Genomic DNA, 23,439 nt, shown 5'->3' with positions numbered 1-23,439 from the left:
CGGCCGCTCCTCAGTGGCCGCTCCTCAGTCACTACTCCTCCCCGGCCAGCTTCAGCGACCGGAGCTTCTGCCCGGCGTACCACGTGGCGAGGACCGTGACGCCGACAAGGAGCACGGTGGCGACCGGTAGTCCTACGTCCGAGGTGACCAGGTCACCACCCGCGGTCTTCTGGGCGACGGCGAGCGACCACTGCTGGACGCTGAGCGTGCGCGCCCCGGAGACGAGGGACCCGAAGAGGGCCTCCCACACGAGGGCGTAGACGAGTCCGAAGACCACCGCGTGCCGGGTGATGGTGCCGAGGAGCAGGAAGATCGCGGCGTACGCGATGGAGGCGACCAGGGCGGCGATGGTGTACGCCACGGCGATCTGCTGGCCGTTGCCGTTCAGGATCATGCCCGCGATGAAGGTCGGGACCGCGGAGAAGGCCATGGTGACGGCGATGGCGACGATGAGCTTGGTGACGATGATCGTGGGCCGCTTGACCGGCTTGGAGAGGAGGTAGACGACGGAGCCGTCGTCGATCTCCGGGCCGATGGCTCCGGTGCCCGCGATGACGCCGATGATCGGCACCATCGTGGCGAGCGCGAAGCCGCCGAGGAGGTCGGAGGCGACCTGGTCGTCGGCTCCGCTGAATCCGCGGACCGCGGCGGAGATGGCGATCAGCAGGACGGGCAGGGCGAAGAGGATCAGAGCCCGGCGGCGGCCGAGCAGGGCCCGGTAGGTGAGCCGGGCGACAGTGGGGTCGTACACGATGGCTCCCTTCAGGCCGCGACGAGATAGGAGAAGACCGACTCGAGGGACTCGTCCGAGGGCGAGACCGTGAGGAGCCGGATGTCGTGATCGCGGGCGATGCGTGGCAACAGGGCGGTGAAACGCCCGAAGTCGATGGCTTGGATGCGCAGGGCGCCTTCCTTGAGGTCGACTTCGATTCCTGCCGTCGACGGGTCTGCGATCAGGGCGGCGGCCAGGGCGCGGTCGTCGCTGGAACGCACCAGGTAGCGGTGCGGGCGGTCGGTCATCAGGCGGCGGATCTTGCGGAAGTCACCGCTCGCCGCGTGCCGTCCTGCCACGATCACCTCGATGTGCGAGGCCAGTTGCTCGACCTCTTCGAGAATGTGCGACGAGAACAGGACCGTGCGGCCCTCGTCCCCCATGCGCCGAAGCAAGTCCATCAGCTGCATGCGCTGGCGGGGGTCCATGCCGTTGAACGGCTCGTCGAGCAGGAGCACGGACGGTTCGTGGACGAGGGCGGAGGCCATCTTCACGCGCTGGCGCATGCCCTTGCTGTACGTCGAGATCTTGCGGTCCTGCGCGTACTCCATCTCGACCGTGGCGAGTGCCTCGTGCGCGGCCCGCTCGTCCAGACCGTGCAACTCCGCGTTGGCGACGACGAATTCGCGTCCGGTGAGGAAGTCGTACATCGCCTCGCGCTCGGGGACGATGCCGATGTCCTTGTAGATCTTCTCGTTGCGCCAGATCGGCTTGGCGTCGAGGGTGACGCTGCCGGTGGAGGGGGCGAGGAAGCCGCCCATCATGTTGATGAGGGTGGACTTGCCCGCGCCGTTCGGGCCGAGGAGGCCGGTGACACCGGGGCCGACGTTCATCGTGATGTCGTTGACCGCCACCACGTTGCCGAACCAGCGGGAGGTGTGGTCGATGAGAATAGTGCTCATGGGCGCGGCCCATTCCTTAGAAGGGTGGTGGCGGGCGACGGGTGGGCGCTCACAGCCCGACCTTCCGGTAGCGGCGCATCAGTGCGCCGTAGCAGCCCGCGATGAGGGCGAGGACGACGATCACGTAGACCACGCCCGTGCCGGACGAGGGCCCTTCCGCTCCGGGGAAGGCGGACGTCGCGCCGAGGAAGGCGGTCTGTACGCCGTCGATGAGCGTGATCGGCGAGAAGAGGCCGAGCCAGGCGATGACCTCGGTGCTGCCCTGTTCGTAGGCGATGGCCTGGACCGTGGACACCGCTCCGTAGCTGATGGTCAGAACGGCGATGACGGCGGCGATCCCGAAGCCGCGGCGGGGTGTGATCGCCGAGACGACGAGGGCGATGCCGGAGAAGAGGAGCGAGAGCAGCGCCACGGATACGAGCCCCTGGCCGAAGCCCTTCGTCTGGTCCGCGAAGTCGAGCTTGGCGAGCAGCGCCCCTACGTAGAGGACGAGCAGCGGAGCGGCCGTGAGGACGAAGAGGGCCGAGGCCATCGCCGCGAACTTGGCACGTACGTAGTCGCCGTGCTCGATGGGGCGGGAGAAGTAGAGGGGGACGGTCTTGAAGCGCAGGTCGCGGGAGACCGTCTGGGGGGCCTGGGCGGCGAGATAGAGACTGATGACGGCCTGCAGCACGATCGCGTATCGGGTGTAGTCGAGGGGGAGTTCGTTCGCCTTGGTGGTCACGGCGACCGCCACCATGATCGCGGCGGGAACACACATCACCGCGAAGAGGATCATGGGCAGGACCTTGGACTTGGCCGAACGGCCGAGTCCGTACGCCCCGCGCAGGCTCTGGGAGAAGAGCGAGCGGCGGGCGTAGGCGCGGCCCAGGCGTGGGCCGTCGTAGTTGCGATAGCCGATGTTGTGGATCTGGGTCTGTTCACCGGCGTGTGCCGGGGGCTGCTCAACCGCCATGACGGACCGCCTCCTTCCGCGCTTCCGTCTTCCCGGGCTGTTCGGTCTGTTCCGTCCGCTCGGGCTGTTCGGACTGGAAGACCTCCGCGATGTGGTGCCTTCGCTGTTCCATCCGGACCAGGCCGAGGCCGAGGTCCGCGACGAGGTCGCGGACGAGGTCGTACGTCTCTTCGCCGTCCGCTTCGAGCAGCACGGTGTGCCCGGCACCCGGCAGGCCGCTGCCCTCGTGGGTGGAGACCCCGCGTCCCTGCAGCGCCTCGCGGAACGCCGCGGTGCCGTCTGGGTGTTCGTCGCTGTCCGTCACCTCGATGGCCAGCGTCGTGGTGATCTGGGTGAAGTCGGTGGTGGAGCTGGACCGCAGGAGCTTTCCGCCGTCGATGACGACGACGTGGTCGCAGGTGCGCTCCAGCTCGCCGAGCAGGTGCGAGGTGACCAGGACGGAGATGCCGAAGTCCGTGTGGACACGGCGGATGAGGCCCAGCATCTCGTCGCGGCCCGCGGGGTCGAGGCCGTTGGTCGGTTCGTCCAGGAAGACCAGGTCGGGGTCGTGGACGAGGGCCTGCGCGAGCTTCACGCGCTGCTTCATCCCGGTCGAGTAGCCCCCGATGGGGCGGTAGCGCTCTTCGTAGAGACCGACGTGCCGCAGCGTGTCCGCGGTGCGTTCACGGGCCGCCGCGGGCGGCAGGCCCGACATGCGCGCCATGTGGACGACGAACTCGGTGGCCGACACATCGGGCGGCAGACAGTCGTGCTCGGGCATATAGCCGACGCGCTCACGGATCTGGCCGCCACTGGTGGCGACGTCGAGGCCGAGCACAGCGGCGGTGCCCTCCGTGGCGGGGGACAGACCCAGCAGGATCTTGATCAGTGTGGACTTGCCGGCTCCATTGGCTCCGACGAGTCCGGTTACACCGGGCCCGATATCCATGGAGAGCCGGTCAAGCGCGGTCACCCTCGGGAACCGCTTGCTCAGGCTTTCGGTCGCGATCACAGTCACATTTCGAAGGTAGTGGCGCAGGCCACATCTAGCGTCAGACCAGGGTGCTGTCCTCGCATCACTCTCGGGTATTACGGGCCCGTAAGGGTCGTCCTGAGGTCGTCCCCTGGGGGACAACCCTTGGCTTCCCCCCGGAGTCGGGCCCGCCCGTGCACAGCTATTGACGTAGCCGCTGAGCATTGTCACATTCATCAGTGTCAAGTTACGAGCGCGTACTGCGATGGACCGGACACGGACGGACGGTGGCATGACCTCAGCAGTGGCAGGCGAACTCTCCGCGGAACTGCGGGGGTTCAGGGAAGTGCAGACCCTCGCGTATGAATGCGCGGAGGCGGTCGCGGCGCAGCTCAAGCCGGGTGTGACCGAGCGCGAGGCGGCGCGGATGCAGCGTGAGTGGCTGCGTGAGCGGGGTGTGCGGGACTGGTTCCACCTGCCCTTCGCCTGGTTCGGGGACCGCACGGCGTTCGCGAACTTCCGGATACCGCTGCAGTTCTTCCCCACCAACCGCCGCCTTGAGGCGGGGATGCCGTTCATCCTCGACATGGCCCCGGTCCACAAGGGATACACCGCGGACATCGGCTACTCAGGCTGTCTCGGCCTCAATCCCCTGCACGACAAGCTCCTCTCCGACCTGGAGGCACACCGCGAGCTGCTCCTGCGCGAGGTGCGTGAGCGCCGCACGCTGCGCGAGATCTATGAGGACGTGGACCGGCTCATGCTCCGCCAGGGCTATGCCAACCGCCATCGCGCGTATCCCTTCGGAGTCATCGCGCACAAGATCGACCGGGTCAAGGAGCGCCGCAGGTCGCCGCATGTCTTCGGCTTCGGCACCCAGTCCCTGAAGGGCCTGGCGAGCGACGCGCTGCATGGCCACCGGGACGGCTGGTCCCCGCTGTGGTCGCCGTACAAATTCTCCGACCACCCGCCCCGGACGGGGCTGTGGGCGGTCGAACCGCACCTCGGATTCAGAGGTACGGGCGCGAAGTTCGAGGAGATCCTGGTCGTCACCGACTCCAAGGACCCCGAACAGAGCGCGTTCTGGCTGGATGACGATCTGCCGCATGTGCGGCGCTGGGCTGAGGAGAGGGCCGCCGCATGACCGCGGAAGGAATCACCAAGGGAATCAAGGGCGCCCGCGAGCGCTGGGTGCGCACGGGCGGAGTGGAGCTGTGCGTCGCCGAGCTCGGCGACCCGGCGCAGCCCACGGTGCTGCTCGTACACGGCTATCCGGACTCCAAAGAGGTCTGGTCGGACGTCGCCGAGCGCCTCACCGACCGCTTCCACGTCGTGCTCTACGACGTGCGCGGGCACGGTAGGTCCACGGCTCCGCAGCCGCTGCGCGGCGGCTTCACGCTGGAGAAACTGACCGATGACTTCGTGGCCGTCGCCGACGCGGTGAGCCCGGACAAGCCGGTGCACCTGGTCGGCCACGACTGGGGCTCGGTGCAGGCCTGGGAGTTCGTCACCGTCAAACGCACCGAGGGGCGCATCGCGTCCTTCACCTCGATGTCGGGGCCCTCGCTCGACCACTTCGGGCACTGGATCAAGAAGCGGATGACCCGGCCCACCCCGCGCAAGGTCGGCCAGCTCCTGGGCCAGGGCGCCAAGTCCTGGTACGTGTACATGCTGCACACGCCGGTGCTCCCCGAGCTCGCCTGGCGCGGACCGCTCGGCAAGCAGTGGCCGAAGATCCTCCAGCGCATGGAGAAGGTGCCGGCGGGCGACTACCCGACGTCGTCGCTGCCGTCCGACGCCGCGCACGGAGCATGGCTCTACCGCGACAACGTCCGCGCGCGCCTGCGCAGGCCCCGCGCCGACGCCTTCGCGCATGCGCCCGTGCAGCTCATCACGCCGTCCGGCGACATCTTCCTGTCGGAACGGCTCTATGACGAACTGGAGCTGTGGGCACCGGAACTGGTACGCCGCAGCATCCCCGCCAAGCACTGGGTGCCCCGCACCCGGCCGGACCAACTCGCCGCGTGGATCACCGACTTCGTCACCACCAACGAGGACGGCGTGCCCGCGAGGAACAGCGTGGCCACAGGGAAACACGCGGATCGCTTCGGCGGCCAGCTGGTCCTGGTCACAGGCGCGGGCAGCGGCATCGGCCGGGCCACCGCCTTCGCGTTCGCCGAGGCGGGCGCACGTGTCGTGGCCGTCGACCGGGACGCGGAGAGCGCGGCGCGCACGGCGGAGATGTCCCGCTTGGTCGGCGCCCCCGAGGCCTGGGGCGAGACGGTCGACGTCACCGACGAACAGGCCATGGAGAAGCTCGCCGAGAAGGTCGCCAGGGAGTACGGCATCGTCGACGTCCTGGTGAACAACGCGGGGATAGGCCTCTCCGGCTCCTTCCTCGACACGAGCCCCGAGGACTGGAAGAAGGTCCTCGACGTCAATCTGTGGGGCGTGATCCACGGCTGCCGGCTCTTCGGCAAGCAGATGGCCGAGCGCGGCCAGGGTGGCCACATCGTCAACACCGCGTCTGCGGCGGCGTATCAGCCGTCGAAGGCTCTGCCCGCCTACAGCACCTCCAAGGCCGCGGTCCTGATGCTCAGCGAGTGCCTGCGCGCGGAGCTCGCGGGCCAGGGCATCGGGGTCTCGGCGATATGCCCTGGCTTCGTGAACACGAACATCACATCGACCACGCACTTCGCCGGCGTCGACGCCGAGGAGGAGAAGCGCCGCCAGAAGAAGACCTCGCGCCTGTACGGCCTGCGGAACTACCCGCCGGAGAAGGTGGCCGACGCGATCCTGCGCGCGGTCGTCAAGAACCAGGCCGTCGTCCCGGTCACCCCGGAAGCCCGAGGCGCCCACCTCATGTCCCGCTTCACGCCCAAGGCCCTGCGTGCGATCGCTCGATTGGAGCCGCCGCTGTGAGCACGGAGAAGAGCACCGAGACGGACGCCGAAGAGCACTACACGATCGTTCCGCGCCGGGTCTCGTTCGACTGGGAACGGACTCCCCTGCACTGGATCCCGGACGAGCCCACCGCCACCCACGTCATCAACGTGCTGCATCTGCTGCTCCCGGCGGGGGAGCGGTGGTTCGTGAAGGTCTTCAAGGAAGGCCTGCCCCTGGTCACCGACCCGGTGCTGCTCAAGGACGTCAAGGGGTTCATGGGCCAGGAGGCCACGCACAGCGTGCAGCACGCGCATGTGCTCGACCACTTGGCGGCGCAACGGCTCGACACCGCCGCCTTCACGAAGTACGTGGACTTCCTCTTCGAGAAACTCCTCGGCGAGAGGCCTCCGTTGGGGGCGCCGATACCGACGCAGGAGTGGCTGCGCTTCCGTCTCGCGGTCGTCGCTGCGATCGAGCAGTTCACGGCGGTCCTGGGCAACTGGGTGCTGCACGCCGAGGGCCTGGACCGCGCGGACGCCGACGCGGTCATGCTCGACCTGCTGCGCTGGCACGGCGCGGAAGAGGTGGAGCACCGCTCCGTCGCCTTCGACATGTACCAACACTGCGGCGGCGACGGCCTGCCCCGCTATGCGCGTCGCATCGCGGGCATGACGGTCACGGCTCCCGTGATGCTGTACCTGTGGATCTGGGGCACCGCCTATCTGATGCGCAGGGATCCGCAGCTCGCGGGCCGCCTTCGCTACTCCCTGGCCGAGCACAACAAGGCGGTCGGGAAGGGTCTGCTGCCCACATGGCGAGAGCTCGGTACGGCCATACCCCGCTATCTGCGGCGGTCGTACCATCCCTCGCAGGAAGGCTCGCTGCGCAAGGCCGTCGAATATCTGGCGGAGTCACCCGCGGCGCGGGCCGCGGCCGCTGCGGTCGGCCGAGCGGCCATCGCCTAGCACGAGGTTCTACGGAGGCGGGAGCGTGGACGAGCAGTCGGGCGCGGGGCAGGGGGCGGTGGGCCACCACGGCCCCGAGCACAGGCCGGTGGAGTACCGCATCGAGGATCTGGCCCACCACAGCGGCGCCACGGTCCGTACGATCCGCGCCTACCAGGACCGCGGCCTGCTCCCCCGGCCCGAGCGGCGCGGCCGGGCGAATGTGTACGGCGACGCGCATCTGGCCCGGTTGAGACAGATCGCCGATCTGCTCGACCGGGGCTACACCCTGGCCTCCATAAAGGAGCTGCTCGATGCCTGGGACACAGGCCGGGGGCTGGGCGGCGTCCTGGGTCTCGCCGCCGAGGTCGACGGGCCGTGGACGGACGAGAAGGCCGACCGGATGACCCGGGAGGAGCTGGACGCGGCGTTCGGCGGCGATCCGGACGACGCGGCGGTGGCCGACGCGATCGCGCTGGGCATCCTTGAGCCCATGCCGGGCCGGGACGACGAATTCCTGGTTCCGAGCCCTCAGGAGCTGGCGGTGGCCGCGGAGTTGCACGCCGCCGGAGTTCCACTCTCCGCGATCTCGGGCCACCTGAGGGAGTTGAGAGGGCAGGTGGAGCACATAGCCTCCCGATTCCTGGAGTTCACGACCGAGCATGTCTTCGCCCGTTATCTCGGGCATCACCCGCCGAGCGAGTCGGACGCGGCGGAGGCGGCCGCTCTCGTACGACGTCTGAGGCCACTCGCCCAGCAGTCGGTGGACGCCGAACTGGCTCGGGCCATGCGCCTGTTCGCCACCCGGCACCTCCAGCACCATCTCGCATCAGGACAACCGGCCCGACGGGCGAATGAGGCGTTCCCGGTGGCACTGCCCGCCGCGACAATGCGGGCAGTTGAAGGCCTCGTTGGCCGGGAGAACGCGGAGACGTTTATCGCAGCGGCCACTGAACGAGAAGTACAGGCCAGGACATTGGACGCACTTGCCGCAAGTCATGCTAATCATGGACCTGTTGACCAAAGGGCCTAAATGCTCCGGCCGTTGTCCACAGAAACGCCAATTCCCCTGTGGATAACTCGACTTGGCTGTGGATCAAACCTGTGGACGAAAAGTGAAGGATGAAAATTCGGTGGACGAAAATCAAGTGCGGGGAGAACGGTTCGGAGCGAGGCTGAATGGATGAATCGAGAACCCCCCTCCGATGAGGTCACCGATGAGGTGGCCGCCGAGCGGCGCACAGTGAAGGTGTCGAAATACCTCTCCAAGCACCTGCGCCACCAGCCCGAGAGAATCGGGCTCACTCTCGACGAGAGCGGCTGGGTGGAGATCGATGCCCTCATCGCCGCCGCGACGGCACACGGTTTCCGCTTCACCCGTGCCGAGCTCGAGCATGTGGTGGCCGTGAACGACAAACAGCGTTTCGCCGTGGAGGACGGCCGGATCCGCGCCAGTCAGGGACACTCCGTCGACGTCGACCTCAATCTGCCTCCGGCGACCCCGCCCGCGTATCTGTTCCACGGCACGGTGGCCCGCAGTACGGCCGCGATCCGCGCCGAGGGCCTGCGGCCCATGAACCGTCATGCCGTGCATCTCTCGCCCGACCGCGAGACCGCCACCCGCGTCGGCGCCCGCCGCGGGCGGCCCGTCGTGCTCTCCGTCGACGCGGGCGCGATGCACCGCGACGGGCATGTGTTCCAGGTCAGCGCCAATGGCGTCTGGCTCACCGGTGCCGTGCCCCCTGGCTATCTCCGCTTCCCGGACAAGCACTGACCGGGAAGGATCGGCACGGCCACATACCCCGGCGGATCACTGCCCGTGGTCGTCCTCACACCCCGGCTGAGCAGCAGGTTCGGTGAAAGCCGAGCAGGTCCGCGGGGCATACGCTCTGATACATGAGTTTGCGTCTGAGCACCGCGATCCTGCCCGTTCGCCGCTGGCACGAGGGCGGCAAAGAGCGCTGGCAGCGAGCTGAGGAGCTCGGCTTCCACACCGCGTACACCTATGACCACCTCTCCTGGCGGACCTTCCGCGACGGGCCCTGGTTCGGCGCGGTGCCCACCCTGACCGCCGCCGCGGCAGCCACCGACCGGCTGCGCCTGGGCACCCTGGTCACCTCGCCGAACTTCCGGCACCCGGTGACCCTCGCCAAGGACCTGATCACGCTGGACGACGTGTCCGACGGCCGGATCACCCTCGGCATCGGCGCGGGCGGCAACGGCTTCGACGCCACCGCGCTGCTCAAGTCCGGCGAGGAGCCTTGGACGCCGCGCCAGCGGGCCGACCATTTCGGCGAGTTCCTGCCCCTGCTCGACCGCCTTCTTACCGAAGATGTCGTTTCCCACGAGGGCGAGTACTACTCGGCATCCGAGGTACGGAACATCCCGGGCTGTGTCCAGCGCCCCCGCTTGCCCTTCGCGGTGGCCGCCACCGGGCCGCGCGGCCTGAAGCTCGCGGCGCGTCACGGGCAGGCGTGGGTGACCACGGGTGACCCGAAGCTCTTCGAGAACGGCACCCCGGAGCAGTCACTTCAAGCCATCCGCGGACAGGCGGACAAGCTCGCCACGGCCTGTGACGCGATCGGCCGCGACGCCGCCGAACTCGACAAGATCCTGCTCACCGGATTCACGCCGGACCGCCCCCTGGACTCCTTCGACGCCTTCGTGGACTTCGCCGGCAACCACACTGAGCTGGGCTTCAACGAGATCGTTCTGCACTGGCCGCTACCGGGGACGGATTTCGCGGCCGACGAGAAGATCTTCGAACGGATCGCCACGGAGGCTCTGGTCCAGCTGGGCGGCGGCGCAGCAGGGGCGTAGAGGCACTCAGATGTGCGCCCCAGCGCACGCCCGTGCACGCAGGTGCGGGACAATCGATGGCGTGACCTCAGCTACCCCACGGCCCAGGACCCCGGCCGCCTCCGTCCCCCACCGGCCCAAGGCCCGGCTGATCGCCACGGACCTGGACGGCACCCTGCTGCGTGACGACAAGTCCGTGTCCGACCGCACCGTCGCCGCACTCGACGCCGCCGAACGGGCCGGGATCGAGGTCTTCTTCGTGACCGGCCGCCCGGCCCGCTGGATGGACGTCGTCAGCGCTCACGTCCACGGCCACGGCCTCGCCATCTGCGGCAACGGCGCCGCCGTGGTCGACCTGCACGACGGCTCGGGCGGTCACCGCTTCGTGAAGGTGCGTGAGCTGCGGCGTCAGGACGCACTCGACGTCGTCGGCCTGCTGCGGTCGGCGGCCCCCGGCACGTCCTTCGCGGTCGAGCGGACCGGCGGACTGCACCACGAACCGACTTACCCTCCGCTGCACCTGGAGCCCGGCGAGAGCATCGCCCCCGCGGAGAAGCTCCTCGCCGAGGACTCCGACAACGCGACCCAGCCCATCCTGAAGGTCCTCGCCTTCCACCCCGAGCTGGCGCCCGACGACTTCCTCGTCGTGGCCCGCGCGGCCGTGCGGGGACAGGTGGAGATCACCCGCTCCAGCCCGAGCGCCCTGCTCGAGATCAGCGGCCCCGGCGTCTCCAAGGCCAGCACCCTTGAGCTGTGCTGCGCCGAGCGCGGCATCATGCCCGAGGAGGTCGTCGCCTTCGGGGACATGCCGAACGACATCGAGATGCTCACCTGGGCGGGCACCTCGTACGCGATGGGCAACGCGCACCCGGACGTGCTCGCCGCCGCATCGGGGCGCACGGTCGCCAACAACGAGGACGGCGTCGCGGTCGTCATCGAACGGATCCTGAGCGAGCAGCAGGACAGCCGGAGCGACTGACCCCGGCGCTGGAGCAGGGCAGCCGGAGCGACTGACCCCGGCGCTGGAGCAGGCCCGCTAGACCCGCACTCCCCGCTCGTCCAGCCACTTGACGGGATCCACCCCGGACCCCAGATACGGCGTGAGCCGCACCTCGAAATGCAGGTGCGGCCCCGTCGAGTTGCCGGTCGTGCCCGCCTGCCCGAGCCACTCACCGGGGCGCACCCGATCCCCCTGGTCGACGGTGACGGCGGCCAGATGCGCGTACTGGGTGTAGTAGCCGCCCTTGTGCGACACCACGACCTCGATGCCGAAGCCGCCTGCGCACGACACGGACACCACCCGGCCCGCGCCGACCGCCCGTACCGGCGCCCCGATGCCGACCGCGAAGTCCTGCCCGGTGTGCCGATGCGACCAGCGCGAACCGGCGCTGTCGAAGCCCGCCGACAGTTCGTACGTCTTCACGGGCGTCATCCACGCGCGCGTGGAGCCCGTTCTCGGCTGATCCAGGCGCACGGCGCCCCTGCACCGCCCGGCCGCGACCGACCGGTCCGCCTCGCCCTGCAAGGTCCACTGCGCCGACTCCAGCTTGCTCTCGATCCCGCGCTTGAGCTTCGTGAGGCCCGCGTTGCGCCGGTCCAATGTGCGTTTGGCGCGGTCCGCCGTGCGTTTGGCGTCCGCGAGCCTGGCGGCGGCCCGCTGGGTCTTGGTGACGGCGTTGGTGACGGCGAGGTCCGCCTGCCACATCAGCCGCTGACCTCGCATCAGCTCTTCCGGGCTGTCGGCGAGCAGGAGTTGGGCGGTCTGGGAAAGGCCGCCCCCACTGCGGTACTGGGCACTGGCCATCCGGCCCAGATCTCCGTGCAGCACATCGACCGCGTGCCGCTCCTTCTTAAGAAGCCGGCCCAGTTTCCTGACCTTCGCGCGTTGCGCCTTGGCGGCGCGCCGCCCCTCTTCGTAGCGCATGGTCGCTGCGGAAGCCTCCTCGTAGAGGCGGGCCACTTCAGCGCTCGTGTCCGGTCCTTCGGAGGCATCGGCGTACATGGGGCACAGGAGCGCGCACAGCAGTAACGACACGACGACGAGCGGGAGGTGGGTTCCGCGGTGGCTCAAGGGCATTCACGGATCGTTGCCCCGAGGCCGTCTTCGGGTCCCGCCCGACTCGTACACCCGGGGCAACCGGTGCCCCGAACAGCCCACTTCCGTACGGCCGAACAGGGCCCCTGCCGGCCCCCACCAGTGCCGATCCCCCTAATAGGGCGCCTGCCACACCACCGTCGTACCGCCGCCGTCCTCCCCGATGCCCGCCCCGTACCAACTGTCCCCGCCGAGCGACTCCGCCCGCCTCTTGAGGTTCCGCAGGCCGCTGCGCCTGCCGCCCTCCGCGATGCCGACCCCGTCGTCCGCTACCGTCAGGCGTACGCCCTGCTGCTCGTCGGGAAGGCTCACCGTCGAGTCGACGATTACATCGATATGGTCGGCCCGCGCGTGCCGGAACGCGTTGGACAGCGCCTCGCGCAGCGCCGCGATGAGGTTCTTGCCGGTGAGTTCGCCGACCACCGTGTCGACAGGGCCCACGAAGTGGTGCGAGGGCTTGAAGCCGAGCGGCACAGCGGCCATGTTGATCTCGCGCAGGACACGCGTACGCAGCCCGGAGGGAGCCTCGGCCGGGCCCTGCTGCAAGGCGAAGATCGCCGTCCGGATCTCCTGGATCGTCACGTCCAGCTCGTCGACCGCCTTGCCCACACCCGTCTGCACCTCGGGTACGACGGACCTGCGCTGGGCGCTCTCCAGCATCATCCCGGTGGCGAACAGGCGCTGGATGACGAGGTCGTGCAGGTCCCGGGCGATCCGGTCGCGGTCCTCGTACACCGCGAGCCGTTCACGGTCGCGCTGCGCCTCGGCCATCATCAGCGCGAGCGCTGCCTGCGAGGCGAACTGGGTGGCGAGGGTCCGCTCGGTCTCGCTGAACGGCCGTGCGCCACGCGCGCGTGGCGTGACGAGCGTCCCCATGACACGGCCGTCGCTCTGCAGCGGCAGCATCATGACGGGTCCGTAGTCACGGGCCAAGTCGGTCATGACGCGCGGATCCGTGGCCGCGTCGTCGAGGAACACGGAGTCCCCGGCGAGCAGATCGGCGATGATCCTGCTCTCCGGAGGGACGATCACGCCGAGCACGCCGGAGGGTTCGTCCGAGGAGACAGCGACGATCTCCATGCCGCCCTCCTCGTCGGGCAGGAGCACGATCCCGGCGGCCGAGTCGGCCAAGTGGCGGGCCTGTTCGGCGACGACGGCGAGCGCCTCCTCCGCGTCGCTGCCCGAGAGCAGTGCCGTGGTGACCGCCACGGAGCCGTCGATCCAGCGTTCGCGCTGCATGGCGGCCTCGTAGAGGCGGGCGTTGCCGATGGCGATGCCCGCCTCCGTGGCGAGCACGCGGACCATGTGCGCGTCGTACTCGTTGAAGTCGGCGTCGCCCCGCTTCTCGGTCAGATAGAGGTTGCCGAAGATCTCGCCCTGAACGCGGATGGGAACGCCGAGGAAGGTCCGCATCGGCGGGTGATGGGCCGGGAAGCCGCACGAGCGCGGGTCGGCCGACAGGTCCGCGAGACGCAGGGTCTCCGGCTGGTGGATGAGGGCACCGAGCAGCCCCTTGTGACCGTCGGGCAGGCGCCCGATCCGGTTGGCGGTCTCCTCGCCGATGCCGAAGTAGACGAAGTCGGAGAGCCCCTTGCCGTCTTCGGAGACGACGCCGATCGCCGCGTAGTGGGCGTCCGCGAGCTCGGCCGCCGTCTCGCAGATGCGGTCGAGCGTGGTGTGCAGTTCGAGCCCGGCACCGACGGAGCGCATCGCCTCAAGCAGTTGCGGCACGCGCGCGGTCAGCTCGGGGGAGAGCCCCTGAAGGCCGCGGGTCGCCTTCTTCGCCGCCTCGATCGGGTCCGGTGGATCCGGTGTGCCGTCGGGTTGCGGAGAGGCGGCGGAAGCCGAGGGGGCTGACATGCCTTTGAGAGTAGTTAGTCCTATTTGGCGAGGAAAGTCGAGGCCCGCCCGAGGACGGCCCCGGAGCCGCCCGGGAGCCGCCCGGGAGCCGCCCGGGAGCCGCCCGCCAGCGGACCCGGCTGGGCACAGACCCCCCGGACCTACCCGGCGGCCGCCACCAGCAGATCCGCCGCCCGCTCCCGCTCCCACATGCGCCGCAGCGGCCCGTCCACCACCACGAGGTCCGCGTACGCACCGCGCTGCACCACCCGGCCCGCGTCCAGGACGATCACCTCGTCCACCGCGTCGAGCCCTGCGAGCCGGTGCGTGATGAGCAGCGTCGTACGCCCCTCGGTGGCGGCGAGAAGATCGTCGGTGAGGGCGTCGGCGGTCGGCAGGTCGAGGTGTTCGGCAGGCTCGTCCAGGACGAGGACGGGGAAATCGGCGAGCAGCGCGCGGGCAAGGGCGATGCGCTGACGCTGGCCTCCGGAGAGGCGGGCGCCATGCTCGCCGACCAGGGTGTCGAGCCCTCCGGGGAGCGAGTCGGTCCACTCCCCGAGCCGGGCCCGCTCCAGGGCGCCGCGCAGTTCGTCGTCACCGGCGCCCTTCCGCGCGATGAGCAGGTTCTCGCGTACGGAGCTGTCGAAGATGTGCGCGTCCTGCGCGCAGAGCCCGACCAGTCCGCGCACGGTGTCGCCGTCCAGCGTGGCCGCGTCCGTACCGCCCAAGCTGTACGTTCCTTCGCTCGCCCCCAGGAAGCGCAGCAGCACCTGGGCGAGCGTCGTCTTGCCGGAACCCGAGGCCCCCACCACCGCGATGCGCCGTCCGCGCTCCAGCGTCAGACCGACGCCCGCGAGCGCGTCCCTGTCCTGTCCCTCGTACCGGGCGTGCAGCCCCTGGAGACGGAGCGGGAAAGGCGTCTGGGGGCGCTGTGCGGGGACAGCGGGCTCGGGGACGGGCTCGGGTGCGTCGAGGACCTCGTAGACGCGCTCGGCGCTCTTCCTGACGCGCTGGCGGTACTGCACGGCGAGCGGCAGACCGAGGACCGCCTCGAAGGCGGCGAGCGGGGTCAGGACGACGACGGCGAGCGCGACGCCGCTGAGCCGGCCGTCGTGCAGCGCCTGTACGCCGACGAGGGCGGCGGCGGCCACGGTGAGACCGGAGAGGAGCGCGCCGAACCCGTCGCCGAGCGCGGTGGCCGTGGCGGTCCTGGACGCGATCCGTGTCAGCTCGGCATCGGCTTCCTTCGCCTTGGCCGTACGCCGGTTCAGCGCACCGGCGACCGTCAACTCCGCGGTGCCGGTGAGCAGGTCGGCCACGCGGGTGGCGAGCAATCCGCGCGCGGGGGCGAGCTTGCGCTCCGCCCGGCGGGCCACCGCTCCGGAGAGCAGCGGTACGCCCACTCCGGCGAGCAGCAGGCCCGCGGCGAGGACCGCGCCCGCCTCGGGCAGCAGCCAGGCGGTGAAGCCGACGGATCCGGCGCCCACCGCCGCGGCGGCCGAAGCGGGGAGCAGCCAGCGCAGCCAGTAGTCCTGGAAGGCGTCCACGTCGGCGACCAGGCGGGAGAGGAGGTCGCCGCGGCGGGTCTTCCTGAGCCCGGCAGGGGCGAGGCGCTCCAGGCGCCGGTAGACCGCCACGCGCGTGTCGGCCAGCATGCGAAGAACGGCGTCGTGCGAGACGAGGCGCTCCGCGTAGCGGAAGACGGCGCGGCCCATGCCGAAGGCGCGGGTCGCCGTCACGGCGATCATCAAGTACATCACCGGGGGCTGCTCGGACGCCCGGCTGATCAGCCACCCCGAGGTGGCCATCAGCCCTACGGAGCTGCCGATCGCGAGTGCGCCAAGGAGGAGGGCGAGCGCGAGCTTGCCCTTCCGGGCCTGTGCCGCACCCCGCACTCGGGCCAGCACCCCGGAACCCTTCCCGGCGCCCACCGCCGCATCGCCTGGCACCTCCGGGTGCCCCAAGAGCGCATCACCCGGTGTCCGGCTGCCCGGCACTTCCAAGGCGCCCAACGGCTCAACGGCCGCCGCTCGCGAGGGGGCCGACGCGTTCGGCTCCGCCTGCCGAGCGCCCTCGGCCGAGGCAGCAAGACGCACCACCCGATCCGCGACACCCAACAACGCGGGCCGGTGCACGACAAGGAGCACAGTCCGCCCCACAGCCAACCGCCGGACCGCCTCTACGACCCCCGCCTCGGTCTCCCCGTCCAGAGCCGCAGTCGGCTCGTCAAGGAGGACCACAGGCCGGTCGGCAAGAAACGCCCGCGCCAGAGCGAGCCGCTGCCGCTGCCCGGCGGACAGTCCGGCCCCGTCCTCCCCCAGCACGGTCTCCGCCCCGGAAGGCAGCGCGGAGACGAACTCCCGGGCGCCCGCCGCCTCCAACGCGTCCCGCACGGAAGCATCGTCCGCATCCGGCCGGGCCAGCCTTACGTTCTCCGCGATGGAACCCGCGTACAAGTGCGGCCGCTGCGGCACCCACGCGATCCGCTCCCGCCACCGCTCCGGCGCGAGCTCCGCCAGATCGACGCCCCCGACGCGCACCCGCCCCTCGGCAGGCTCGACGAACCCGAGGATCACGTCGAGGAGGGTCGACTTGCCCACCCCGCTGGGCCCGACCAGTGCCACGGTCTCGCCGGGCTCCACCACGAACGACACCCCGGAGACCGCGTCCGAGGACCGCCCCGGATACCGCACCGTCACGTCCTGCACGCTCAGCGCGCCGTCCGGCACCGCCTTCGTCCCGGCAGCCCGCACCGGAGCCTCAAGGACCTCGAAGATCTCCTCGGCGGCGGCGAGCCCCTCCGCCGCCGCGTGGTACTGCGCCCCCACCTGCCGCAACGGCAGATACGCCTCCGGGGCCAGGATCAGGATGACCAGCCCCACATACAGATCCATGTCCCCGTGGACGAGCCGCATCCCGATCGTCACCGCGACCAGCGCCACCGACAGCGTCGCCAGCAGCTCCAGCGCGAACGACGACAGGAAGGCGATGCGCAGCGTGCGCATCGTCGCCTGCCGGTACTCGCCGGTGATCTGCCGGATCGACTCGGCCTGTGCCTTCGCGCGTCCGAACACCTTCAGGGTGGGCAGGCCCGCCACCACGTCCAGGAAGTGCCCCGAAAGGCGGGACAGGAGCCGCCACTGACGGTCCATCCGGTTCTGGGTCGCCATACCGATCAGGATCATGAAGACCGGGATCAGCGGCAGCGTCACGACGATGATCGCCGCGGACACCCAGTCCTCGGTGACGATCCTCGCGAGCACCGCCACCGGAACCACCACCGCGAGCCCCAACTGCGGCAGATAGCGCGAGAAGTAGTCGTCCAGGGCGTCCACACCCCGCGTCGCCAGCGAGACCAGCGAACCGGTCCGCTGTCCTCCCAGCCAACCGGGTCCCAGCGCACCCGCCCGCTCAAGGAGCCGCCCCCGCAGCTCCGACTTCACCGCCGCGCTCGCCCGGTGTGCGGCGAGCTCGGTCAGCCAGGCGACAAGGGCACGCCCCACCGCGACCACCGCGAGCAGTACGAGCGGCGCCCCCAAGTCACCGAGGGCGAGCCCCTTCTGGAAGGCCCCGACCACGATCTCGGCGATGAGCATCGCCTGGGCGACGACCAGCCCCGCCCCGGCGACGCCGAGGACCACCACCGCGACCAGGAAGAACCGGGTGGCGCGGGCGTACCGGAGCAGACGCGGATCGATTGGTTTCACGTGAAACACACCCTCCGAGGGACCGGAAGAAGACTGCAGAGGAACTAGGAGCCCCAGGGGCCCACGAACAAGAACTCAGTGCGCCGCATCCGCAAAAACTCAGTGCGCCGCATCCGCAATGTGCTGCGTCCCGATCCGCTTGCGGAACACCCAGTAGGTCCACGACTGGTAGAGCAGCACGACCGGCGTCGCGATGCCCGCGCACCAGGTCATGATCTTCAGGGTGTAGGGACTCGACGAGGCGTTGGTGACCGTGATGTTCCACTCCTCGTTCAGCGACGACGGCATGACGTTCGGGAAGAGCGTGAGGAAGAGCATCGCGACAGCAGCCGCGATCGTGATCCCCGAGAGTGCGAACGACCAGCCCTCGCGCCCCACCTTGATCGCCCCGATCGCACCGACAAGGGCGACCACGGCCACGACCATCGCGACCAGGCTCTTGCCGTCGCCGTTGTCCGCCTGCGTCCAGATCAGGAACCCGAGCGCCAGGACAGCGGTCACCAGGCCGAGCCTCAGCGCCAGCTTCCGCGCCCGCATCCGGATGTCGCCCACCGTCTTCAGCGAGGCGAACACCGCGCCGTGGAAGGTGAACAGCGTCAGGGTGACAAGGCCGCCCAGGATCGAGTACGGGTTGAGCAGGTCCCAGAAGTTGCCCACGTACTCCTTGTGGGCGTCGATCTTCACGCCGCGCGTGATGTTGGCGAAGGCCACGCCCCACATCACCGCCGGGATCAGCGAGGTCCAGAAGATGGCCTGCTCCCAGTTGCGCTGCCACTTCTCCTCCGGCCGCTTCGCCCGGTACTCGAAGGCGACACCGCGCACGATCAGGCAGAGCAGGATGATCAGGAGCGGCAGATAGAAGCCGGAGAAGAGCGTCGCGTACCACTCGGGGAAGGCCGCGAAGGTCGCACCGCCCGCCGTGAGCAGCCACACCTCGTTGCCGTCCCACACCGGACCGATGGTGTTGATGAGGACCCGCTTCTCGGTCCGGTCACGGGCGAGCAGCTTGGTGAGGACGCCGATCCCGAAGTCGAAGCCCTCCAGGAAGAAGTAGCCGATCCACAAAACGGCGATCAGCACGAACCAGACGTCGTGAAGTTCCATGTCGATCAACTCCCTCAGTACGAGAAGGCCATGGGCCGGTCGGCGTCTTCGTCACTGTCCGAGCCCGAGCCTGCTCCCGGACCGCCGATCTTGGTGGGCGGGTTGAGATCGGCCTCGGTGAGCTCGGGCGGGCCCTGCTTGATGTACTTGAGCAGCAGCTTCACCTCGATCACGGCGAGGATGGCGTAGATCGCGGTGAACACGATCAGCGAGGTGATCACCTCACCCTGCGAAACCCCTGGTGAGACCCCGTCTCTGGTCTTCAGGACGCCGTAGACCACCCAGGGCTGACGCCCGGTCTCGGTAAAGATCCAGCCCCAGGCGGTGCCGATGAGGGGGAAGATCAGCGTCCACTGGGAGAGCCGCCACCACCAGTTGCCGAGCTTCGGCGTCAGCTCCTTGTTCTTGGTGAGCATGAGCTTCGGCACGTCGTCCTCGCCCGTGCGGTGCTCCGGCGCCAGCCAGAACTTCTTCCGCGTGAGGTAGAGCCCGGCGGTGCACAGGGCCATCGAGACCCCGCCGAAGCCGATCATCCAGCGGTAGGACCAATAGGCGGTGGGGATGTTGGGCCGGTAGTCGCCGGGCCCGTACTTCTCCTGCGCTTCCTTGTTCAGGTCGTTGATACCGGGGATCTCGGCGCTGAAGTTGTTCTTGGCGAGGAAGGACAGTATCCCGGGGATCTCGATGGCCACGTCGTTGTGCCCCTTGGACACATCGCCGTACGCGAAGAGCGAGAACGGCGCCGGCTTCTCCGACTCCCACAGGGCCTCGGCGGCCGACATCTTCATCGGCTGCTGCTCGTACATGACCTTGCCGAGGGTGTCGGCGCTGACCACGGTGAGCAGCGTGCCGACGAACGCGGTGATCAGGCCGAGCCGCATCGACATCCGCATGGTGCGGATGTGCTGCTTCTTGCGCAGGTGGAAGATCGCGATGCCGGTCATGAAGGCACCGCCGACCAGGACGGCCGCAGAGATGACGTGGAAGAAGTTGACCAGCGTCGTCTCCTGGAAGAGCACCTTCGAGAAGTCGGTGAGCTCCGCGCGCTTGGTGCCGTCCCGCTCCACGATCTTGTAGCCGACCGGGTGCTGCATAAAGGCGTTGGCGGCGATGATGAAGTACGCCGACGCGACGGTCCCGACGGAGACGATCCAGATCGTGGCGCAGTGCAGCTTCTTCGGGAGCTTGTCCCAGCCGAAGATCCACAGGCCGATGAAGGTCGACTCGAAGAAGAACGCGATGAGCGCCTCGAAGGCGAGTGGCGCCCCGAAGATGTCACCGACGAAGCGCGAGTAGTCGGACCAGTTCATGCCGAACTGGAACTCCTGGACGATGCCGGTGACGACGCCCATCGCGATGTTGATCAGGAACAGCTTTCCCCAGAACTTGGTCGCCCTGAGGTAGTGCTCCTTGCCCGTACGCACCCAGGCCGTCTCCAGGATCGCCGTGAGGGCGGCCAGCGAGATCGTCAGTGGAACGAACAGGAAGTGGTAGACGGTGGTGATGCCGAACTGCCATCGCGCCAATGTCTCGGGCGCTAGAGCCAGGTCCACGTCGACTTCTCCTTACGGCCGTGGTCACATCGGCAGTTTGCCCCTTTAATCCCACTGATCTTCGGAGGAACCGGGACACGCTTGTGAACGCGTTCACATTCACAAGCATTATGTCGTACCGGTTCCCCGCATCGACAGGGGGTCCCCCTTACTGCCAGGAACCTCACACGGACACAGCGAAGGGGGCCGAGGACAGCGTCCCCGGCCCCCTTCGTCACAGCGCTACAGCTCCTTGCGGAACGCCTCCGCCGCCTGCAGGAAGATGTCGTTGGCCTCGGTCTCCCCGATCGTGGCCCGCATCCCCTCGCCCGCGAACGGCCGCACGACCACGCCGGCCTTCTCGCACGCCGCCGCGAAGTCGGCCGTACGCTCCCCGAGCCGCAGCCACACGAAGTTCGCCTGCGTCTCGGGCACCGTCCAGCCCTGCCCGCGCAGCGCCTCGACCACCCGCATGCGCTCGGCGACCAGCGAGCCGACGCGGCCCATCAGCTCGTCCTCGGCCCGCAGCGAGGCCACCGCCGCGTCCTGCGCGAGCTGGCTCACGCCGAACGGCACCGCCGTCTTGCGCAGCGCCGCGGCCACCGGCTCATGGGCGATCGCGAAGCCGACGCGCAGGCCCGCGAGGCCGTACGCCTTGGAAAACGTACGCAGCACGGCGACGTTCGGACGGTCGCGGTAGAGCTCGACACCGTCCGGCACCTCGGTGTCGCGGATGAACTCGCGGTAGGCCTCGTCGAGAACCACCAGGACATCGCTCGGCACCCGGTCGAGGAATCGTTCCAGCTCCGCCCTGCGCACCACCGTGCCGGTCGGGTTGTTCGGGTTGCAGACGAAGATCAGCCGCGTCCGCTCGGTGATGGCGTCGGCCATCGCGTCCAGGTCGTGGACGTCCTCCGACGTCAGCGGCACCTTCACCGACGTGGCACCGCTCACCTGCGTGATGATCGGGTACGCCTCGAAGGACCGCCAGGCGTAGATGACCTCGTCACCCGGGCCCGACGTGGCCTGCAGCAGCTGCTGCGCGACGCCGACGGAACCGGTGCCCGTCGCCACATGCGAGACCGGCACCCCGAAACGGTCGGCGATCTCGCTCATCAGGCCGGTGCACGCCATGTCCGGGTAGCGGTTGAACGTACCCGCGGCGGCGAGCGCGCTCTCCATGACGCCCGGCAGAGGCGGGTACGGGTTCTCGTTCGAGGACAGTTTGTAGGCCACCGGCCCATCGGACGCGGCAGGCTTCCCCGGCTTGTAGGTGGGGACACCCTCCAGCTCGGCACGCAGCCTCGGGCTTGTCTCGCTCACCGCAGTCCTCCTCTTGAAACACCGAACGCTCGGGAACTTGAACGCTTGGACACTTGAACGCTTGGGCACTTGAACGCCTGAACTACCTGACTTCAATACTCCTCACCTTATGAGGATTCAGCTCTGCTGCGAATGGGTCAGAGATATTCGCTCCGACAGGCGCGCAAAGAGGGGGGAGCGCTCCCCGTCTCCGTACGCGCCGGTGGCTCACTCCGTGGCGCGCATCACCCGTGAAGGTGAGTTGAGACCTCTTCGAAACCTCACCCATTCGGCAGACCTGTGCACGACAGCAATGGACCGCCCACCCCAGGACCCACCAACTCCCTTGCAATCCAAGGCCATTGTCCCGCTTTCGCCATGCAGAAACGTGCCTGTCAACGAGTGAATATGCGCCCGCACTACCCACCCCCATGAGCCCTACTATCGGCTCGCCATGACAGCAGCAGGGAACCATCAGGTCAGCCGAGCGGAGACCGCCCGCCGGGGCAACCGGCAGAGCCGAGCGGGCATCAGAGACGTCGCCGCCGCCGCCGGTGTCTCCATCACGACTGTCTCCGACGCGCTTAACGGCAAGGGGCGGCTCCCGGACGCCACCCGACGCCATGTCCGCGAGGTCGCCGAACGGCTGGGCTATCGCCCTTCCGCGGCGGCCCGAACGCTCCGTACCGGCAAGTCGGGCCTCATCGGCCTGACCGTGACGACCTACGGGGATGAACCTTTCACCTTCACCGAATTCGCGTACTTCGCGGAGATGGCCAGAGCCGCGACCTCGGCCGCGCTGGCCCGCGGCTACGCCCTTGTCATCCTGCCCGCCACCTCCCGGCGCAGCCCGGTCGACGTGTGGTCGAACGTCGCGCTCGACGGCACCGTCGTCGTCGATCCGTCCGACCACGATCCCGTCGTCAGCGAACTCGTGCGCCAAGGCCTTCCCGTCGTGTCCGACGGCCGTCCTGCCAGCTCGCTGCCGGTCACCGCCTGGGTCGACAACGACCACGAAGCGGCGGTCCTGGAGATCCTCGAACACCTCGCGGCGGCCGGAGCCCGCCGTATCGGGCTTCTCACCGGGACCACCACGGACACGTACACCCATCTGTCCACGACCGCCTATCTACGCTGGTGCGAGCGCGTCGGCCAGGACCCGGTCTACGAGTCCTACCCGGCCCACGACCCGTGTGCCGGCGCGGTCGCGGCCGACCGGCTGCTCGCCAGACCCGACCGTCCCGACGCCGTCTACGGCCTCTTCGACCCGAACGGCACCGACCTCCTCGCGGCCGCACGCCGGTACGGCCTGCGCGTCCCGGACGACCTGCTGCTCGTCTGCTGCAGCGAGTCCACCGTCTACGCCACCACCGAACCGCCCATCACCACGCTCTCCCTCAAACCGCGGCGCATCGGCACAGCCGTCGTCCAGTTGCTCATCGACGCCATCGAAGGCCTGGATTCGGGCCGGCCCGTCGAGCAGGTGATACCGACGGAGCTGATCGTGCGCACCTCGTCCGAGCGACGTCCACCGCGTACGACGGTCAGCCCACCCCGCTCACCCGAACCGGGTTGAGCGGGCCGCTCCGCGGGGAGAACCCCCGTCAACCGGGCACTGCCCGGCACTGCCCGGCACTGCCCGGTCGTGGA

18 protein-coding genes are annotated in these 23,439 nt (G+C 69.1%); 8 read left to right on the top strand and 10 right to left on the bottom strand.

Annotated features, from left to right (window positions below):
* Nucleotides 1-31: 31 nt before the first annotated feature.
* Genes ACFVXC_RS08620 through ACFVXC_RS08605 form a run of 4 tightly spaced genes read right to left on the bottom strand, consistent with a single transcriptional unit; the run spans nucleotide 32 to nucleotide 3,620 of the window.
* Nucleotides 32-751, bottom strand: a complete 720-nt coding sequence (locus tag ACFVXC_RS08620) for an ABC transporter permease (protein WP_389902850.1) — start codon at nucleotides 749-751, stop codon at nucleotides 32-34.
* 11 nt (nucleotides 752-762) lie between these two features.
* Nucleotides 763-1,674, bottom strand: coding sequence for an ABC transporter ATP-binding protein (locus ACFVXC_RS08615; RefSeq protein WP_389902847.1), 912 nt, complete (start codon nucleotides 1,672-1,674; stop codon nucleotides 763-765).
* Between the two features lie 49 nt (nucleotides 1,675-1,723).
* Nucleotides 1,724-2,629, bottom strand: coding sequence for an ABC transporter permease (locus ACFVXC_RS08610; protein ID WP_389902845.1), 906 nt, complete (start codon nucleotides 2,627-2,629; stop codon nucleotides 1,724-1,726).
* Complete coding sequence (locus tag ACFVXC_RS08605; protein ID WP_389903050.1) at nucleotides 2,619-3,620, bottom strand: ABC transporter ATP-binding protein; 1,002 nt, start codon at nucleotides 3,618-3,620, stop codon at nucleotides 2,619-2,621. Before ACFVXC_RS08605 ends, ACFVXC_RS08610 begins: the two co-directional genes overlap by 11 nt.
* Nucleotides 3,621-3,873: 253 nt before the next feature.
* Between ACFVXC_RS08605 and ACFVXC_RS08600 the strand changes: the two genes are divergently transcribed.
* The 7 genes from ACFVXC_RS08600 (at nucleotide 3,874) to ACFVXC_RS08570 (ending at nucleotide 11,189) form a co-directional block, all read left to right on the top strand.
* Nucleotides 3,874-4,725 (top strand): M24 family metallopeptidase, encoded by an 852-nt coding sequence (locus ACFVXC_RS08600; RefSeq protein ID WP_389902843.1) that lies wholly within the window; start codon nucleotides 3,874-3,876, stop codon nucleotides 4,723-4,725.
* Nucleotides 4,722-6,503, top strand: a complete 1,782-nt coding sequence (locus tag ACFVXC_RS08595) for an SDR family oxidoreductase (protein WP_389902841.1) — start codon at nucleotides 4,722-4,724, stop codon at nucleotides 6,501-6,503. The genes ACFVXC_RS08600 and ACFVXC_RS08595 overlap by 4 nt, the downstream gene beginning before the upstream one ends.
* Nucleotides 6,500-7,432, top strand: a complete 933-nt coding sequence (locus ACFVXC_RS08590) for a metal-dependent hydrolase (RefSeq protein WP_389902838.1) — start codon at nucleotides 6,500-6,502, stop codon at nucleotides 7,430-7,432. Before ACFVXC_RS08595 ends, ACFVXC_RS08590 begins: the two co-directional genes overlap by 4 nt.
* A 58-nt stretch (nucleotides 7,433-7,490) precedes the next feature.
* The gene (locus ACFVXC_RS08585) at nucleotides 7,491-8,444 is read left to right on the top strand and encodes a MerR family transcriptional regulator (protein ID WP_389903047.1); all 954 of its coding nucleotides are present in this window, start codon (nucleotides 7,491-7,493) and stop codon (nucleotides 8,442-8,444) included.
* 150 nt (nucleotides 8,445-8,594) lie between these two features.
* Nucleotides 8,595-9,185, top strand: coding sequence for an RNA 2'-phosphotransferase (locus tag ACFVXC_RS08580; RefSeq protein ID WP_389902836.1), 591 nt, complete (start codon nucleotides 8,595-8,597; stop codon nucleotides 9,183-9,185).
* Nucleotides 9,186-9,307: 122 nt separating this feature from the next.
* Nucleotides 9,308-10,231, top strand: a complete 924-nt coding sequence (locus ACFVXC_RS08575; RefSeq protein WP_389902835.1) for an LLM class flavin-dependent oxidoreductase — start codon at nucleotides 9,308-9,310, stop codon at nucleotides 10,229-10,231.
* Nucleotides 10,232-10,292: 61 nt separating this feature from the next.
* The gene (locus ACFVXC_RS08570) at nucleotides 10,293-11,189 is read left to right on the top strand and encodes a Cof-type HAD-IIB family hydrolase (RefSeq protein ID WP_389902832.1); all 897 of its coding nucleotides are present in this window, start codon (nucleotides 10,293-10,295) and stop codon (nucleotides 11,187-11,189) included.
* Between the two features lie 57 nt (nucleotides 11,190-11,246).
* On the opposite strand, the gene ACFVXC_RS08565 is transcribed toward ACFVXC_RS08570, so the two are convergent.
* The 6 genes from ACFVXC_RS08565 to hisC form a co-directional block, all read right to left on the bottom strand.
* Nucleotides 11,247-12,287 carry a M23 family metallopeptidase gene (locus ACFVXC_RS08565; protein ID WP_389902829.1) on the bottom strand — a complete coding sequence of 347 codons (1,041 nt, stop codon included), beginning with the start codon at nucleotides 12,285-12,287 and terminating at the stop codon, nucleotides 11,247-11,249.
* A gap of 132 nt (nucleotides 12,288-12,419) precedes the next feature.
* Nucleotides 12,420-14,165 (bottom strand): GAF domain-containing protein, encoded by a 1,746-nt coding sequence (locus ACFVXC_RS08560; RefSeq protein WP_389902828.1) that lies wholly within the window; start codon nucleotides 14,163-14,165, stop codon nucleotides 12,420-12,422.
* Nucleotides 14,166-14,305: 140 nt separating this feature from the next.
* Complete coding sequence (cydD, locus tag ACFVXC_RS08555) at nucleotides 14,306-17,851, bottom strand: thiol reductant ABC exporter subunit CydD (protein WP_389902825.1); 3,546 nt, start codon at nucleotides 17,849-17,851, stop codon at nucleotides 14,306-14,308.
* A gap of 99 nt (nucleotides 17,852-17,950) precedes the next feature.
* A complete protein-coding gene (gene cydB, locus ACFVXC_RS08550; protein WP_389902824.1) occupies nucleotides 17,951-18,955 on the bottom strand; it encodes a cytochrome d ubiquinol oxidase subunit II in 1,005 nt (334 codons plus the stop codon).
* 14 nt (nucleotides 18,956-18,969) lie between these two features.
* A complete protein-coding gene (locus ACFVXC_RS08545; protein ID WP_389902821.1) occupies nucleotides 18,970-20,508 on the bottom strand; it encodes a cytochrome ubiquinol oxidase subunit I in 1,539 nt (512 codons plus the stop codon).
* 222 nt (nucleotides 20,509-20,730) lie between these two features.
* Nucleotides 20,731-21,810: a histidinol-phosphate transaminase gene (gene hisC, locus ACFVXC_RS08540; RefSeq protein ID WP_389902819.1), complete on the bottom strand. Its 1,080-nt coding sequence runs from the start codon at nucleotides 21,808-21,810 to the stop codon at nucleotides 20,731-20,733.
* 433 nt (nucleotides 21,811-22,243) lie between these two features.
* Between hisC and ACFVXC_RS08535 the strand changes: the two genes are divergently transcribed.
* A complete protein-coding gene (locus tag ACFVXC_RS08535) occupies nucleotides 22,244-23,365 on the top strand; it encodes a LacI family DNA-binding transcriptional regulator (RefSeq protein ID WP_389902816.1) in 1,122 nt (373 codons plus the stop codon).
* Nucleotides 23,366-23,439: the final 74 nt, after the last annotated feature.

The sequence above is a fragment of the Streptomyces sp. NPDC058257 genome (assembly GCF_042881845.1).
GTDB lineage: Bacteria > Actinomycetota > Actinomycetes > Streptomycetales > Streptomycetaceae > Streptomyces.
Note: the sequence above shows the minus strand (reverse complement) of the source record. Positions and strands in the feature narration are given on the sequence as shown.